Origin of the sequence: Peptacetobacter hiranonis, from assembly GCF_008151785.1 — a bacterium.
Taxonomy (GTDB): Bacteria; Bacillota; Clostridia; order Peptostreptococcales; family Peptostreptococcaceae; genus Peptacetobacter; species Peptacetobacter hiranonis.
The window spans coordinates 160,509-176,176 of the sequence record NZ_CP036523.1 but is presented as its reverse complement, the minus strand read 5'-3'; the positions used below and the strand labels follow the sequence as shown (position 1 = coordinate 176,176).

Genomic DNA, 15,668 nt, shown 5'->3' with positions numbered 1-15,668 from the left:
TGTTTCTAAAAAATTAATCTCAGTTCTTTTAAATCCATATAAAAAAGCACCTACAGATATAGATATAATCATCTACTCTATAGGTACTTTTCTAAATATAACGACACACTTTTATTTCAATTTTTTGACCTTAATAATATTACCTTCAACATCCGATACATACACCATTTCACCTGATTGTATATCCATTTCTGCGTATACTTTAGTTTTCTTGCCGTTAAAATCTGCAAATCCATTGCGTTTTCTCTTCATATCTGTTGTAGCCTTTCCTTCTTTTCCTATGAAATGTTTTGCTTTTTTCTTTAGGTGTGCGAGTACTATTGCTTGAAGTATTACACTTATTCAAATCAAAGGCAATCCCAATAAGAAAAATTTCTGTGTACTTGTCGATATTAAAAGCACTCTACCAAGTGTTGCAACAAATCCATTTATTATACCTGTTGGCTGCTCTTTTAAACCGATAAGTGGCATACCCATATATCTTTCTCTTATCGAAGCTATATATCCAAATATTACTAAGAAAAATCCTAGACATGTTCTAACAATTTCTACTACTGATTCTGGCATAATATTTCACCACACTATATATTTTTTTACTCTATTTCATTCTTTTCTTTGTACCTCTTATCCATAAACATTCTAATCGATACAGCTACAGCTATAAGAACAAGAGTTATAACAACTGCACTTGCTATACTACTTCCTATTAATCCTGCTCCAATACCCATAACTACAAATGAATTGGCATTTGAACCACCACTTTGACTTCTTCCGTAGAAATAAGGAAGCTGCATCTTTGTTTCCATTATTGTGTAGATTAAACCTAAAATGAAAATTCCTATTCCTATATATACAAAACTTTCTAAAGGTAATCCTATCATTTCTGCTCCTACACTATTCTTTAAATAGAATGCAGCCATAGAAATTACCAACATTGTTATTGCTCCAAATAAATCTATTTTTCTTCTTTCCTTCATTTTCTACACCCCCTATGTATCTCTATCTCCTTCTTTAATTTCATTATATTCCATATATTTTTAAAAACAATACACTTGGTACAGCTTGCTATTTTATTGGTATAACTTGCAAAATATAATTTTTTATTTACATTTTAAGTTTGTAAAACTTCAATATTTTTTATTATTTCCAATTAACATTATTCTATGCGTTTCTTTTTTGTATGATATAATTATTCTTGAGGTGATGTAATGTTTTTTATAGAAGAAAATGCAACTAACTTTGGATCGACTATAATATCCAATGTTTTTATCGATATATTTATGCCGATGGCTGATGGATTAGCTGTTAAGGTATATTTACTTGGTTATAGAATGGCCACAGACATCCACTCTAATCCACGTTTTGACAATTCATCAATCGCCCAAAATCTAAACATCCCACTTTCTGATGTAGTCAATGCTTGGAAATTTTGGGAAAGTGCAGGGCTTATAAAGATACACTCTGAAGATTTGGACGATGAGTTTAATTTTTCTGTAGAGTTTATGGATTTGGATGCTCTTTATCTAAGAAATACGTCTAAACCAACGGAATCTGTTTCATCTAGTGCAGATGGTGTAGTAGATAGAAATTCAAATCCTAAAGTACGTAAAATGTTTAATGAGATAAACAAAATTATAGGTAGATATTTAGAAGCTACAGAAAAAATATCTATAATGGAAATTATGGATAAGTATAATATGAGTGATGATATGATTATATGTGCATATCAGCACGCAAAAGATCAGACTGGTGCTGTTAAACCTTTAAAATACGTCGAAGCTATTATTAGGAATTGGTACGATTCTAATCTTTATACAGTTAAAGATGTTGAGGATAGTTTTGCTGAAAGAAGTCAGAGATATTCAATGTACCGCATTGTTTTCAATGAGCTTGGATTTAGAAGAGAGCCTACTCGCGCCGAAAAAGAGGCAATGGATACTTGGTTTGACGTATATAATGCCGATATTGAGCTAGTTTTAGAGGCTTGTTCAAAATCTAAAAATGTTACCACTCCTTCTATCTCATATATAAACGGAATAGTCAAAAACTGGGCAAATGAAGAAATACACACACTTGCCGAGCTTAAAGCCGTTGAAGAGTTTAAGCGGAAGGAAAAAGAAAAAGAACTTGAAAAACAAAAGGAGCAAAACAGCAAAAAGGTCACTCGCTCATATGCTAAAACTACATCAAAAGCTCCTACAAGCTATAATAAATTTAAAAACTTTGAAGAAACTGTTACTAAGTACACTCCTGAGCAACTTGAAGAGAAAATTAGAAAAAGCCAGGAAAAGAAATTTAAGTAGCTTTATCTTTAGAAAGGATGAATTTGTATGAAAGAGGAAAAAATTAGAGATATTCTCTTAAAATATCAAAGAAAAAGAGATGATAATGAAGAAAAACTAGAAAAAAGAAAACAGTCTATTTATGAATCTCTTCCTGAAATAAAGAAAATAGATGATGAAATTTCCATGTCTGGTCTTAGACTTACAAAGGCTGTTTTAAAAGATACTAAGGCAAGAGAAGAAATCGTCTATGAATGTAAGCGTGAAATGGAAGAACTTGTTAATCGAAAAAAACAGATTTTAGCCGAAAATGGAATACCAGAAAACTACCTTGAAATGCAGTACAGCTGTCCAAAATGTAAGGATACCGGATTTTTAGGTGGAGGTAAGAAATGTACTTGTCTTAAACAGGCAATAATAAACGAAGCCTATAAAATGTCAAATTTAAGTAGAGTTTTAGAAAAAGAAAACTTCGATAACTTTGATTTGAGTATATTCTCTGATGAGATAATCGAAGGAAAGAATCTATCTCCAAAGCAAAATATACTAAAGATTTTATCTGTTTGTGACTCTTTTGTAAGCGAGTTTGCTCAGGATAATAACTCAAATCTATTTTTCCACGGTGCGACAGGACTTGGAAAAACTTACATGTGCAACTGTATCGCCAAAGCTTTACTAGACCAAGGCTATAGTGTTATATATCAGACTGCATTTAGAATACTTGAGATTTTAGAGAACTATAAATTTAGAAAAGATGAGGATTCAAGAATCAATGACGAGAACTACAAAAATCTTTTCGACTGTGATTTATTAATTATAGACGATTTAGGTACAGAGTTAAACAACTCATTCTCTAGTGGAGAAATTTTTAATATAGTAAATACTAGACTTCTTGCTGGCAAGAAGATTATCATATCTACAAATTTGGACTCTAGTAAAATAGTTGAGTTGTATTCTCAGAGAACCTTCTCTAGAATAGTTGGTAACTTTAGAATTTTAGAATTCTTAGGACATGATTTGAGATGGGAAGTGTAGTTAATACAAAGTATTTTATAAATTATAAATATATATAATAAATTTAACCATCAATCTTTAATTTTAACTTAATTTTTGATGGTTTTTATTTTTTTATTTATATGCACTCATTTTGCAACCAATATTTTCGCTATAGTTTCTAGTTGCAACTGTGTTTTTTTGTTATATTTATTCAAGAAAGGAGATGTTTTTATGGAGTTTGGTGAATTTTTAGGAATACTTGTCTTCGGAGTTGTTATTCTTATAGGACTTTTAATGATCGGTAGCTTTTTGGCTCTAGTATATTTCACTATAAAAGCATTAATTAAATATATTAAATCAAGTGAAGTTAGAAAAGAAAAGACTATTATAAGAAAGTCTCTTGGCGAAGTTTTAAAATCTCACAGAGAAAAAAATCATATGACTCAAGAGTTTGTAGCTGAAGCAATTGGTGTTAGCCGACAAGCTGTTTCAAAGTGGGAAAATGGTGTATCTGATCCTAGCACTTCAAATTTAATAGCTCTTGCAAAATTATTTAATATGTCTCCTGAAGAGCTTCTTCAGGAAGTTGAATAATTTTGATATTGTCATTTTATAAATTTATAGGAGGTACTTATTTTGAAAAATAATATTTTAAAGTTTAAACTTAGGTATATATTTTATACTATTTTTATAGTAATTTTAATTTTAGGATTTATTTTTACTCACTTTGGTGGCTTTGGAACTGGTGAAAGTGTGGATACAAATGAATTTTCTATTTATGCAAAGAAAATGGAAGATTTTTCTATTCCATCAGATAAGAATATAATCGCTCTTGGTGAAGCCACTCATGGAAATTCTGAGTTTCAAAAGCTAAAATTAGATATTTTAAAAGAATTAGTTGAAAATTATAATGTCCGTTCATTTATTTTAGAAGGTGATTTTGGTGGTTGCGAAAATGTAAACAGATATATACAAACTGGAAATGGTAATTTAAAAGATATTGTTTCATCTATTGGGTTTGAAATATATAAAACCGAAGAAATGATGGAACTAATAGAGTATATACGAGATTACAACTCTACTCATAAAAACAATATGATCAGATTTTACGGGGTCGATATGCAGAGGTTAGAGTATAACTTTAAATTCTTGATAGAATACTGTGAAAAATCAAGCATCCCATCAAATGATGTTAAGAAGCTTTTTATAGACGATAAATTAAATAATAATTATTCAAACGAAGAAAGAATTGCTATTTTGGAAAATTTGAAAGAAAAATTAAACTCACCTTATGCAATTCAATTTGTTAATATTTTAATTCAAAACTTTGAACTCGATTCAATAAAAGACTTAGATTCTGCCTCTGCTACAAGAGATAAATTTATGGCAGAAAATCTAGAATGGGTTTATAATATGGAAAAAAGTTTGGGACATGATAAAATTTTCGTATCTGCACATAATATTCATGTCGCTAAATGGGCTAGTTATGATTCTATGGGAAAAATTATTTCTAAAAAATTTCCTAATGAATACTATGTAATAGGCACAGATTTTTATAAAACTAAATGTAACTTAGCAACCAAAAAAGGTCGTACAAATAAAGTGTTTTACTCTAGAAATCCTTTGGCTAAAGCTAGTAAACTTCTCAACTTTGACATTTCTTGGATAGAATTTGATAGTATAAAAAAATCGTCAAATTTATTTAATTCTGTAAATAACTTCTGCTATCTTGGAAGTATAGGAGATTATTATTCTGTATTTAATAAACTAGTTCCATATAGCTATAGAATATTCCAACCTCCAGCTCAAATGTACGATGGAATGATTCTTGTTGCTAATGCTACTCCTATTAATAACTTTAATTAATGTAACATAATAATAATAAAGGGACACCTTCACAATTATATGTAGTGTCCCTTTTATTTATAGTATTATAGCATCTCCAGGATTTAATATAACTACCTCTGCATACTCTGCTCTTTTTTTGAATTTTTTAGGATCTGCTTTTATTAAATCAAACGTATCGTAGTGTATTGGTACTACTCTATCTGGTTTGATAAATTCACATGCTCTTGCAGCATCTTTTACATCCATTGTAAAGTTACCACCTATTGGAAGAAATGCTAAGTCAATATGCTCATCTTCAAGAAGTTTCATATCCATTGTAAGTCCTGTATCTCCAGCATGGTATATTTTTTTGCCATCTATTTCTATTAAAAAACCACAAGGATTTCCTCCATAAAGCATATCATCTCCCTCTTCTATTCCTGAACCATGAAGCGCTGGAGTCATTTTTACTGTTCCAAAATCAAAATTAAATTTTCCACCGATATGCATAGAATGTACATCTAATCCTTTTTTAGTTAAGTAGTGAGCTATCTCATGATTTGCAATTACTGTAGCATCACATTTTTTAGCAAGCTCAATACAATCTCCCATATGGTCTGAGTGTCCATGTGTTATAAATATATGAGTCAAATCATTTAATTCTTCGGCTTTTATTGGACATAGTCCATTTCCTGTTATAAATGGATCTACAATTGCTTTAAATCCATCTTTTTCTATTAATACTACTGAATGACCTAAAAATGTAACTTTCATAACCTATCCTCCAATAATTAATATTTTTTTCATTATATCACAAAAAAGAAGGACATCGCATAAATACATATGCGATATCCTCCATTTGTAGAATGATTATAATTTTGAGTAGTACTCTACCACTAGGATTTCGTTAATCTCTATTGGTATTTCATTTCTTTCAGGCCTTTTAATTAGCGTACCAGAGAATTTTTCCATATTTTTTTCGATATAAGGAAGTGTGTTTAATTCGCTGTTTTCAAAATTCTCTTTAAACATTGCATTAGACTGAGATTTTTCTCTCAAAGATACTACATCGCCTACATTTAAACCAAAAGAAGGTCTGTCTACTTTTTTACCATTAACCAAAATATGACCATGTACAACCATCTGACGTGCCTGTCTTATAGAAGATGCAAGCCCTAGTCTGTATACTATATTGTCTAATCTACATTCTAATAACTGAATAAGTACAGTACCTGTTGATTCTTTTGATTTTTCTGCTTTGTGTACATAGTTTGCAAACTGCTTTTCTAGTACACCATAATAAGCTTTTAATCTCTGTTTTTCAAGCAGCTGTGTTCCATATGGAGATAATTTCTTATCCGCTCTTGAAGTTCCTCTTTCTGCTCTATCCATTGCTTTTGGATGTCCACATACATTTAATCCAAGTCTTCTACACTGTTTGAATCTTGGTCCCATCATTTTTGCCATTTTTCTTCTCCTTAAAAATTAAATTTTGCCGCGATAATTTTTAAGCCTGAATATAATATATCATATACGTCTTTTCTCTGTAAATGATTTTCATTAGCATTGATTTATCTTTTTTCTCAATTTCCAAAAAAAGATACCATCGTAAAAATACGATAGTATCTTTTTAAGAAGTAGTGTGTTTTTAATCGGCACAAATACTAATGGCAATATATAAAGTGCTAATTTATATACTCATCCCCTGCAGACAAATGGGGGTATTTGCTTTCCTAATTATTATAATATCACACCTTTATATAACTGTAAATGATTGTCATTTCCATTTAATTATTTAATTTTCTCAATAACAAAACTATTTAAAAATGGGTAAAAAAAAAATCCGGCCTAAGCATCCAGATTTAAAGTATATATGGAGCTGGTGATAGGACTCGAACCTACAACCTGCTGATTACAAGTCAGCTGCTCTACCAATTGAGCCACACCAGCGTGTTCAGTTTTAATGGTGGGGTTAACAGGGCTCGAACCTGTGACCCCCTGCTTGTAAGGCAGATGCTCTCCCAGCTGAGCTATAACCCCACACTAAAATATTAATAAAAAAGATGGTGACCCGTAGGGGAATCGAACCCCTGTTACCACCGTGAAAGGGTGGTGTCTTAACCGCTTGACCAACGGGCCTTGAAATGGTGATCTATCCGCGATTCGAACGCGGGACACCTTGATTAAAAGTCAAGTGCTCTACCGACTGAGCTAATAGACCACATCCTGTATTTTTGAAGGTTTTTAATGTGTTCCCTCAACCACAAGTAATATTATATCTAGAATATGCCTTCTCGTCAACACTTTTTTTAATTTTTTTTGCATAAATTTATGCAAAAAAGTTATCAACAGTTATCAACAATCAACTTGTGGATATTGTTGATATCTTATTTGTTTATTTTTCAACATTTTACAAAAAATATATAAAAATATCCACAGAATCCAAGGCTTTCGAACCTATATTCTGTGGATATAAAACTTTATAAATCTTTAACTTTATCACCAAAACGCTGTATAGAACCCATCCAAACAAGCTCAACTGAACCTGTTTCTCCGTGTCTATTTTTAGCAATTATTATTTCGGCTAGGTCTTTTTTTTCTGAATCTGAATGATAATATTCATCTCTGTAAAGGAACATTACTATATCTGCATCCTGTTCTATAGCTCCAGATTCCCTTAAATCTGAAAGTACAGGTCTATGATCTGCTCTCTGCTCTGGTGCTCTCGATAACTGAGATAATGCAACAACAGGGCAGTCTAGTTCTTTTGCTAATATTTTTAGCGATCTAGATATTTTTGATATCTCTTGCTGTCTACTTTCATTCTTAGAATCACTTTCCATAAGCTGAAGGTAGTCTATCATAACTAAATCTAGTCCCTGTTCCATTTTTAGCTTTCTACATTTAGATCTAAGCTCATTTATCTTTATACCTGGAGTATCGTCTATAAATATTTTTGCATCTGACATAACTGCCATAGCACTTATTATCCTAGGCCAATCCGCATCGTTTAATGTACCTGTTTTCATTTTCTTAAGCTCTACATTTGACTGAGCTGCAATCATTCTCTGAGCAAGCTGCTCCTTAGACATTTCCAGACTAAATACTGCAACTGAAGCATTTCCTTTTATAGCAGCGTTTTGAACTAAGTTAAGCGCAAATGCTGTTTTACCCATAGCAGGTCTTGCTGCCACTAGTATTAAGTCTGTTCTCTGTAGTCCATTTATCTTTTTATTTAAGTCCTTAAACCCTGTAGTTACTCCTGTTACATCGCTCTTGTTAGAATATATAGACTCTATCATATCATATGTATCCATAAGAACTTGATTTATAGGTTTAAAATCGTCATTTGTTCTTTCCTGAGAAATATCAAATATTTTCTTTTCTGCAAAATCTAGTACATTCTCAGCACTTTCTACACTTCCATATCCTAAGTTGATTATGTCATTTGATGCTTTAATAAGCTGTCTAAGTACTGATTTTTCTTTTACTATATCTGCATAGTATTTTACATTTGATGTTGTAGGAACTATTGTAGACAAGCTTGTAAGGTATGTTACACCACCTATATCGTCTAGGTATCCTCTTTTTCTAAGCTCATCTGTTAGTGTTACCATATCAATAGGTTCATTCTTATTGTTCAGAGCCATCATACTCTCATAGATAATTCTATGCGCATCTTTATAGAAATCTGTCGGAGTAATTGTCTCTGCTACTGTTATTATAGCGTCTTTATCAAGCAGGATTGAACCTAGAATAGACTGCTCTGATTCGACGCTGTGAGGTGGTATTCTGGTTATATCTGCCATTTTTTTACCCTATCTTATTTATTTTTTTCTTTAACATCTACTCTTATGTTAGTAGTTACTTTTGGATGTATTTTTATTTCCACTCTTGTAGATCCTAAAACTCTTATTGGTTCTTCAAGGTTTATTTTTCTTTTGTCTATAGTTATGCCTTTCTGTTTTTTAAGCTGTTCAGCTATATCTTTAGAAGTTATTGATCCAAATAATCTTCCTCCATCTCCAGCTTTAGTGTATATTTCTATGTTTATTTCTTCCATCTGTTTTCCAAGAAGTACTGCTTCATCGTATTCTTTCTGAGCATGGAATTCCTGTGATTTCTGTTTTTCTTTTAATTCTTTTATATTTCCTGCATCTGCCTGTACAGCCATTTTTTTAGGGAATAAGAAGTTTCTTGCGTAACCATCGCTAACTTCTTTCATTTCTCCTTTTTTACCTGTACCTTTTACGTCTTTTAATAATATTACTTTCATCTATTTATCCTCCTCTAAGAATTCTTCTATTATTTCATGTACCATATTATATGCTTTTTTAAGAGATACGTTTTTAAGCTGTGCACCAGCGATATCTATATGACCGCCACCGCCTAGTTTTTCCATCATTACATGGACATTTATATCTCCTAATGATCTAGCACTAATGAATACTTTTCCATCCTTTTGACCTAGCACAAATGAAGCCTCAACCTGTCTGATGTTTAAAAGCTCATCAGCTGCTTTGGCTATAATTACATTTACATTGTCAATTTCTGAAGAAGTATATCCGATACAAATTCTATTGTTTATAATTTTTGTGTTTTGTATAATTTCTGCTTTGGTTGTAAAGTCGCTGATATCAGCATTGAATAGCTTTTTAACTTCTATAGTATCTGCACCGATTTTTCTTAGATACGATGCTGCTTCAAATGTTCTTACACCTGTTTTAAAAGCAAAGTTTTTAGTATCTAGATTTATACCAGCAAGTAGTCCTTCCGCTGTCATTTTATTTATTTTAATATTTTCATCCATATACTGAATAAGCTCTGTAACCATCTCACACGTAGATGATACATATATTTCATGGAATAATAGGACAGCATCACTTATAAACTCTACCCCTCTTCTATGGTGGTCTATAACTACAACTTTGTCTGATATTTCCAGAAGCTTAGGACACTCTGTAAAGTTTGGTCTATGAGTATCTAAAACTATAACTAACGTGTCCTCTTTACATCTTTCTATAGCTGTTTCGTGATTTATAAAAATGCCTTTGTAGTATTTATCTTTTTTTATCTTTTTAGCAAAAATTTCTATAGAGTCATTTAGATTTTCTAATACTATATTAGATTCCTTACCACAAGCTTTGCAAAGGTCGTATATTCCAACTGCAGCCCCCATAGCATCCATATCAGGGTATCTATGTCCCATTATTAGAACATCTTCACTCTGGTTTATAATTTCTCTTAGAGCATGACCGATAAGTCTTGATTTAACTTTTGTTTTCTTTTCTACAGCTTTAGATTTTCCTCCGTAGAATGAGAAATTATCTTTAGTTTTTACAACAACCTGATCTCCACCTCTACCAAGTGCTAAGTCTAAGGCTCCAACTGCCATTTTGAAATTATCGTTTATAGTTTCTCCATCTATACCAACACCCATACTTATCGTTACTGGAAGTGTATTTCCATGGTCTATATGTCTAATTTTATCTAGTATTTCAAACTTATCTAGCTCTATTTTTTTAAGCTCTTCTCTATTCATAACTAAAAAGAATTTATCCTTAGATACCCTCTTCATAGCTGCTTTTGACTCGGTTTCAAATGTAGACAGTACTCTTTCTATATCTGCAGTTATTAAAGGTCTATTTTCTTCATCTGCACTTTTAATAACTTCTTCGTATCCGTCTACCTCTATAATTCCTATAACTGTTTTTTCGTTTATATATTTTTCTTTAAGATTTAAATAATCTGTTTTATCTAACCAATAAAGAACCATCATATAATCTACATCTGAATTTGTTCTATTTTTTATTACTCTATATACGATGCTGTATCTTTTATCTTTGTATTCTATTTCAGAGTACATTTCGTTTTCATCGTTTAACACTTTTGTTAAATCAATTTCCCCTACAACATCTTTAATATTTTCATCTAGCAATCTATCTCTACCTATGATTTCTGAGAATTTATCATTGTGCATAGTTATTTTCCCATTAAATTCTATTACACACATAGGTATTGGTAGATATCTTATCGCCTTTTTAGCGATTTTATCCATATTTAAAGATAGATTTTCAACATATCTCATCCATTCTATTTTTTTTGATTCATTATTTTTTAAATTAAGGTAGAATACCACTCCAGATACAGCTATAAATCCAATTCCAGCTAAAGCATTGTAATATAAAAGAGCTAATCCTCCAATAAACATTATAACCATATATATTATATTTTCTCGGTTACTTCTATCCAAATTTGGCTTTACATTCATTTCAATCCTCCTATATGGATTTTTTCATTTTTGGTTTAATCTTTCTAAAATCCATAATACAATCAAGCATACCTAGTAGAGCTATAAGTGTACCTCCACCCATCACTCCTAGAGTAACAATCAATATAACTGGGAATACTATTCCCCCTCTTCCTTGAACAATCCTAGTCTTTATAAAGTATATACACACAGAAATTCCTTGCATCATAAACATTATATTAAATACTATCTGTAAATTTCCCATTATTACAATGGTATTTAGACCTGTATCCATATACGAAAGTCCAAACACTGCAAGATATATAACAAATGTTATAACTACTGCATTTCCTGGTAAATAAAAACCTGACATTCTGATTCTGTTTAAGTTTTTATCTGTTATTCTTTTAGCTATTGCTCCACCTAAGAAATATGTAAAGAATACACATATTCCAGACTGAATAAATAATAATGATACTATCATATTTCTAAACATGTCTGTAAGTTCCGCAGCTGTAACATCTCCAAGAACATTTAATTGTTCTTTTGGCATATTTTCTAACCGCGTTTTTGATATTTTGGCAAATGTATCAGTAAGCTGTTTTACAACATCTATATTCATCATATATTTAGCTATTATAACGTATGCTATTGTCGATAAAATGAAAATAATTATTCCCATATAGATTGGTTCCTGTCGTTCTTCGTCATCTTTTTCACTTACCGAGTCGATAAGTCGCCCAACTAAAATAGACGGGATGACAAATGTTACAACAACTTCCATAGCGTACCTAACATCTGTTAAACCAAATATAGCTAGTACTGAAACAACAAATGCAGCCATGCTCTGTTTTTCAGTAGATATCATTCCAACTATCGCAAATGGTATACACACTGTGAATATTATCGCCATTGATGCCGTAGTAAGAGTAGTTGTTCCAACAGCTAGAGCTATTGCTATAGCTGTCATAAGCATCACAGTTACCGTTTGGTTCTGTTTTTTCATTTTCCCTCTCCTGTCATATCTATTAGTAGTTTTATATAATCGTATTAGCAATTATATATTTAAATCTTTTTGATTAAATTAATAAATTTGCGTTTAATTTTGCATATTTTATTAATACCCTAATATTAATATTATATCACAAATAGATATATATAAAAGTCTTTAATGATATAGTACACATTATACACAATTCAAAATTAATTTGTTTAATAACGAAAAAAATCCTATCGAGCACAGCTCGATAGGATTTTATCCGTTATTATTTACTAGTCTAATGTGTAAGGTAAAAGTGCTATATTTCTAGCTCTTTTTATAGCTTTTGTTAATTCTCTCTGATGTTTAGCACATGTTCCTGATATTCTTCTTGGTAATATTTTACCTCTTTCAGTAACATATCTCTGTAATCTCTGAGTATCTTTGTAATCTATTTTAGCGTTTTTATCAGCGCAGAACTGACAAACTCTTTTTTTCTTACGTCTTCTTTTGTTCATCATGACTAATTTCCCTCCTTTTTAAAATGGTATGTCGTCATCGTCCACAGCTCCAAAACCTTCTGGGTCCAAGTCTGAAGACAGACCACTAGGTTCAAAGGCTGGTTCATTATGATTCTCTTTTATGTTATTACTGTAATTATTCTCAAAATTGTTGTAAGAACCTTCGCTAGCAGCTTTTTTGCTTTCAAGTGCATCGACCTGTCTGCAGCTAACTTTTGTAAAGTTCTTCCATTCGCCTGTCTGAGTTTGATAATTATCAACTCTTATCTGCCCGTTACATGCTACTAATCTACCTTTTGTAAGATAGTTCGCGCAGAACTCAGCAGCTTTTCCCATAACTTCTATAGGAATAAAATCGGCTTCTCTTGTGCCATCTCTTTTAGTAAAATCTCTGTTTACTGCAAGAGTAAATGTGGCTACTGGTGTTCCTGATCCTGGAATATATCTTAATTCTGGATCTTTAGTAAGTCTTCCTACTAGTACAACCTGATTCATAAAAACACCACCTATTTAAATAAGATATGATTAGTCACAAACAACAACCATGTGTCTTATTACGTTTTCGTTTATTTTTAAGTTTCTGTCTAATTCTTTTGGTAATTCAACAGAAGCTTTGAAGTTAACTAATGTGTAGAAACCTTCAGTAAATTTAGCTATTGGGTAAGCTAGTTTTCTATTTCCCCAAGCGTCAACTTTAGTTACTTCACCACCATTAGTTTCTATTATTTCTTTTATTTTGTTCTGTACACCTTCTCTAGTTTCTTCATCTAGAACTGGTTTCACAACGTAAACTAATTCGTAATCTCTCACTACAATTCACCTCCCTTTGGACTTAACGGCTCTAAATTATTTAGAGCAGAGAAATGAGAATCTAATTCTCATACTTGTATATATTATCATGTACAAGTGTTATTGTCAACAGTATTTTTCAAGTTGTTCTTCCAATAAAAATATATTTTTTTAATTGTTTTCACAAAAAAATCAGTAAACATTTTGCTTACTGATTTTTTCTTAATAAAATAAAAATATTTTGTTTATATATAAATATAGGGGGTTTCTAATTCTCTTTTCTAATAGTTACTTTTGAAGAATATCTTCCACCATGATGAACTTTATTATTAGCTACAACGTAAGTTTCACTATTAAATCCATCTTTAGTATTACTATTTGGGAACATAAAGTTTTTAGCACTTGAAGTTATTGTAACTCTTATTCTATGTCCCTTTTTAAATGTATTAGATATCTTAGTTGTAAGTATGTTTAATTTATATACTTTCCCTTCTTCCATAAATTCAGGGTGTTCAAAACTATTTCTATATTTTGCTCCAAGAATTCCATCCGCTAATTTTATAGATTTACCATTTTCATCTACATCAGTTATCCTAACTATAAAATCTGTATCGACAGCATCAGAAGAAACATACAGTTCAACATCCATATCACCTGTTATTGTAAAATCTTCTTCTAATACATCAGTTGTATAGCAAAGCATATCATCTCGTTTTTCTTCTTCTGTATAATCCTCTGGAACCTCTATTTCGTTTTCTGACATATCTATTATATGTATAGATGGATTATTTGGATCATATTCATATTCATCAACATTTTCCTCTGTTGGATTTTCAAATACTATTTTTCCATCTCCATAAGATGTATTTGCATTTCCTTTACTATCTAAGAACAATTCAACCTTTTCAGTTTCTGGAACTGGCCAATTTTCAGCTGTTTTCCATTCATTATCCCCTACTGTATAATATTCTACTGGAGATGTTTTATCTATTCCATTCTCTATTCCTTTTAAATGAAGGTCAAACCATTTTAAGAAGTTAAGGTCTATATCGAATCTAAGCGCATTTGCTCCAAAGTCAACCCCATGTAAATCATATCTTGAATTGCCACTGTGCTGCCATGGTCCTAATATAACCTTTCTTTTTCCTACTGGGAAATCTTTAACTATATCTAAAGCTTGTGTTGTTCCCATTCCATTATCATCAAACCAACCTGACATTATTAATGTAGGAATAACTGTTCTCTTGCTTCTTGCATGCCAATCAGAATCAGCCCAGAATTTACAATAGTCTGGATTTTTAAACCAATTATCAAGGAAATCAACTTTGTATCCTAATGCTATTTCTGGTATATTTTCCAATGGTCTTATATTTAAAACTTCTTCCCAATCATCTCTTTCCATTAATTCAGGTTTGAATTTTTTCTGAGATACAGAGAATGCCCATGCTAACATTCCTGATGTTAAACATCCTCCTCTTCTTGGTAAGTCCATAAAAGCACTTCCTGCGCAAACTATACTTACCATAGCTGATAAATATGGATTTCCACTAGCTGCAGCTGCCCACTGAACATATCCAAGATAAGATCCACCTATCATACCTACTTTTTTATTACACCAAGGTCTATTTGCTATCCAAGTTATAGTGTCGTCGCCATCCTCTACTTCTGTATAATTTGGCATCCATTCTCCCTCGCTTAAATTTCTACCTCTTACGTCCTGTATTACTACTGCATATCCTCTTTGAACGTATTTAAAATATGACTGATTATTAAGTTCTTTTCCATAAGGAGTACGTACTAATATAGCAGGAATATCTCCTTCTATATCTGCTGGTAGAAATACATCAGTTGATAATTTTATACCATCTCTCATCTCAACATCAAACATTCCCTCATATTTAACAGGGTGAATAGGTTCTTTTATTTCTTTCCAAGCTTTTAATGGAGTAATATCTTCATAACCTTCTTTTACCAATATAGAAGAATATTCTCTATTAGAGCATAAGAAAGCAACTATTTCACCA

The 15,668-nt window shown here is 31.4% G+C and carries 17 protein-coding genes and 4 tRNA genes; 4 read left to right on the top strand and 17 right to left on the bottom strand.

Annotated features, from left to right (window positions below; all coding sequences use genetic code 11):
* Nucleotides 1–111: 111 nt before the first annotated feature.
* From KGNDJEFE_RS11865 to KGNDJEFE_RS01120, 3 genes are read right to left on the bottom strand one after another with little or no spacing between them, the layout of a single operon-like run.
* Nucleotides 112–282, bottom strand: coding sequence for an NfeD family protein (locus KGNDJEFE_RS11865; RefSeq protein WP_456299532.1), 171 nt, complete (start codon nt 280–282; stop codon nt 112–114).
* Between the two features lie 60 nt (nt 283–342).
* Nucleotides 343–567, bottom strand: a complete 225-nt coding sequence (locus KGNDJEFE_RS01125) for a hypothetical protein (RefSeq protein ID WP_006440984.1) — start codon at nt 565–567, stop codon at nt 343–345.
* Nucleotides 568–593: 26 nt separating this feature from the next.
* Entirely contained in the window at nt 594–977 is a 384-nt protein-coding gene (locus KGNDJEFE_RS01120; RefSeq protein WP_006440983.1) for a hypothetical protein, read from the bottom strand.
* 231 nt (nt 978–1,208) lie between these two features.
* On the opposite strand from KGNDJEFE_RS01120, the gene KGNDJEFE_RS01115 reads away from it, so the two are divergent.
* The 4 genes from KGNDJEFE_RS01115 (at nt 1,209) to KGNDJEFE_RS01100 (ending at nt 5,144) form a co-directional block, all read left to right on the top strand.
* Nucleotides 1,209–2,303, top strand: coding sequence for a DnaD domain protein (locus KGNDJEFE_RS01115; RefSeq protein ID WP_006440982.1), 1,095 nt, complete (start codon nt 1,209–1,211; stop codon nt 2,301–2,303).
* Nucleotides 2,304–2,330: 27 nt separating this feature from the next.
* Nucleotides 2,331–3,317, top strand: a complete 987-nt coding sequence (locus KGNDJEFE_RS01110; protein ID WP_006440981.1) for an ATP-binding protein — start codon at nt 2,331–2,333, stop codon at nt 3,315–3,317.
* Nucleotides 3,318–3,509: 192 nt separating this feature from the next.
* Nucleotides 3,510–3,872 carry a helix-turn-helix domain-containing protein gene (locus KGNDJEFE_RS01105; RefSeq protein WP_040410707.1) on the top strand — a complete coding sequence of 121 codons (363 nt, stop codon included), beginning with the start codon at nt 3,510–3,512 and terminating at the stop codon, nt 3,870–3,872.
* A gap of 42 nt (nt 3,873–3,914) precedes the next feature.
* Nucleotides 3,915–5,144 (top strand): erythromycin esterase family protein, encoded by a 1,230-nt coding sequence (locus tag KGNDJEFE_RS01100; protein ID WP_006440979.1) that lies wholly within the window; start codon nt 3,915–3,917, stop codon nt 5,142–5,144.
* 57 nt (nt 5,145–5,201) lie between these two features.
* On the opposite strand, the gene KGNDJEFE_RS01095 is transcribed toward KGNDJEFE_RS01100, so the two are convergent.
* The 14 genes from KGNDJEFE_RS01095 to KGNDJEFE_RS01030 form a co-directional block, all read right to left on the bottom strand.
* Entirely contained in the window at nt 5,202–5,879 is a 678-nt protein-coding gene (locus KGNDJEFE_RS01095) for a metal-dependent hydrolase (RefSeq protein WP_006440978.1), read from the bottom strand.
* 96 nt (nt 5,880–5,975) lie between these two features.
* Complete coding sequence (rpsD, locus tag KGNDJEFE_RS01090; RefSeq protein ID WP_006440977.1) at nt 5,976–6,572, bottom strand: 30S ribosomal protein S4; 597 nt, start codon at nt 6,570–6,572, stop codon at nt 5,976–5,978.
* 407 nt (nt 6,573–6,979) lie between these two features.
* A tRNA-Thr gene (locus KGNDJEFE_RS01085) sits at nt 6,980–7,055 on the bottom strand.
* 14 nt (nt 7,056–7,069) lie between these two features.
* A tRNA-Val gene (locus KGNDJEFE_RS01080) sits at nt 7,070–7,145 on the bottom strand.
* A 24-nt stretch (nt 7,146–7,169) separates the two neighbouring features.
* Nucleotides 7,170–7,244 (bottom strand) — tRNA-Glu (locus KGNDJEFE_RS01075).
* A gap of 6 nt (nt 7,245–7,250) precedes the next feature.
* Nucleotides 7,251–7,326, bottom strand: a tRNA-Lys gene (locus tag KGNDJEFE_RS01070).
* Between the two features lie 259 nt (nt 7,327–7,585).
* Nucleotides 7,586–8,914 carry a replicative DNA helicase gene (gene dnaB / locus KGNDJEFE_RS01065; RefSeq protein ID WP_006440976.1) on the bottom strand — a complete coding sequence of 443 codons (1,329 nt, stop codon included), beginning with the start codon at nt 8,912–8,914 and terminating at the stop codon, nt 7,586–7,588.
* Between the two features lie 14 nt (nt 8,915–8,928).
* The gene (gene rplI / locus KGNDJEFE_RS01060; protein WP_006440975.1) at nt 8,929–9,381 is read right to left on the bottom strand and encodes a 50S ribosomal protein L9; all 453 of its coding nucleotides are present in this window, start codon (nt 9,379–9,381) and stop codon (nt 8,929–8,931) included.
* Nucleotides 9,382–11,376: a DHH family phosphoesterase gene (locus KGNDJEFE_RS01055; protein WP_006440974.1), complete on the bottom strand. Its 1,995-nt coding sequence runs from the start codon at nt 11,374–11,376 to the stop codon at nt 9,382–9,384.
* Between the two features lie 10 nt (nt 11,377–11,386).
* Nucleotides 11,387–12,361 carry a DUF2232 domain-containing protein gene (locus tag KGNDJEFE_RS01050; protein ID WP_006440973.1) on the bottom strand — a complete coding sequence of 325 codons (975 nt, stop codon included), beginning with the start codon at nt 12,359–12,361 and terminating at the stop codon, nt 11,387–11,389.
* 266 nt (nt 12,362–12,627) lie between these two features.
* Nucleotides 12,628–12,855, bottom strand: a complete 228-nt coding sequence (gene rpsR / locus KGNDJEFE_RS01045) for a 30S ribosomal protein S18 (protein ID WP_040410706.1) — start codon at nt 12,853–12,855, stop codon at nt 12,628–12,630.
* Nucleotides 12,856–12,873: 18 nt separating this feature from the next.
* On the bottom strand, nt 12,874–13,350 hold the full coding sequence (locus KGNDJEFE_RS01040; protein WP_006440971.1) for a single-stranded DNA-binding protein: 477 nt from the start codon (nt 13,348–13,350) through the stop codon (nt 12,874–12,876).
* A gap of 30 nt (nt 13,351–13,380) precedes the next feature.
* Nucleotides 13,381–13,665: a 30S ribosomal protein S6 gene (gene rpsF, locus KGNDJEFE_RS01035; RefSeq protein WP_006440970.1), complete on the bottom strand. Its 285-nt coding sequence runs from the start codon at nt 13,663–13,665 to the stop codon at nt 13,381–13,383.
* A gap of 247 nt (nt 13,666–13,912) precedes the next feature.
* Entirely contained in the window at nt 13,913–15,619 is a 1,707-nt protein-coding gene (locus KGNDJEFE_RS01030; RefSeq protein WP_244949438.1) for a CocE/NonD family hydrolase, read from the bottom strand.
* Nucleotides 15,620–15,668: the final 49 nt, after the last annotated feature.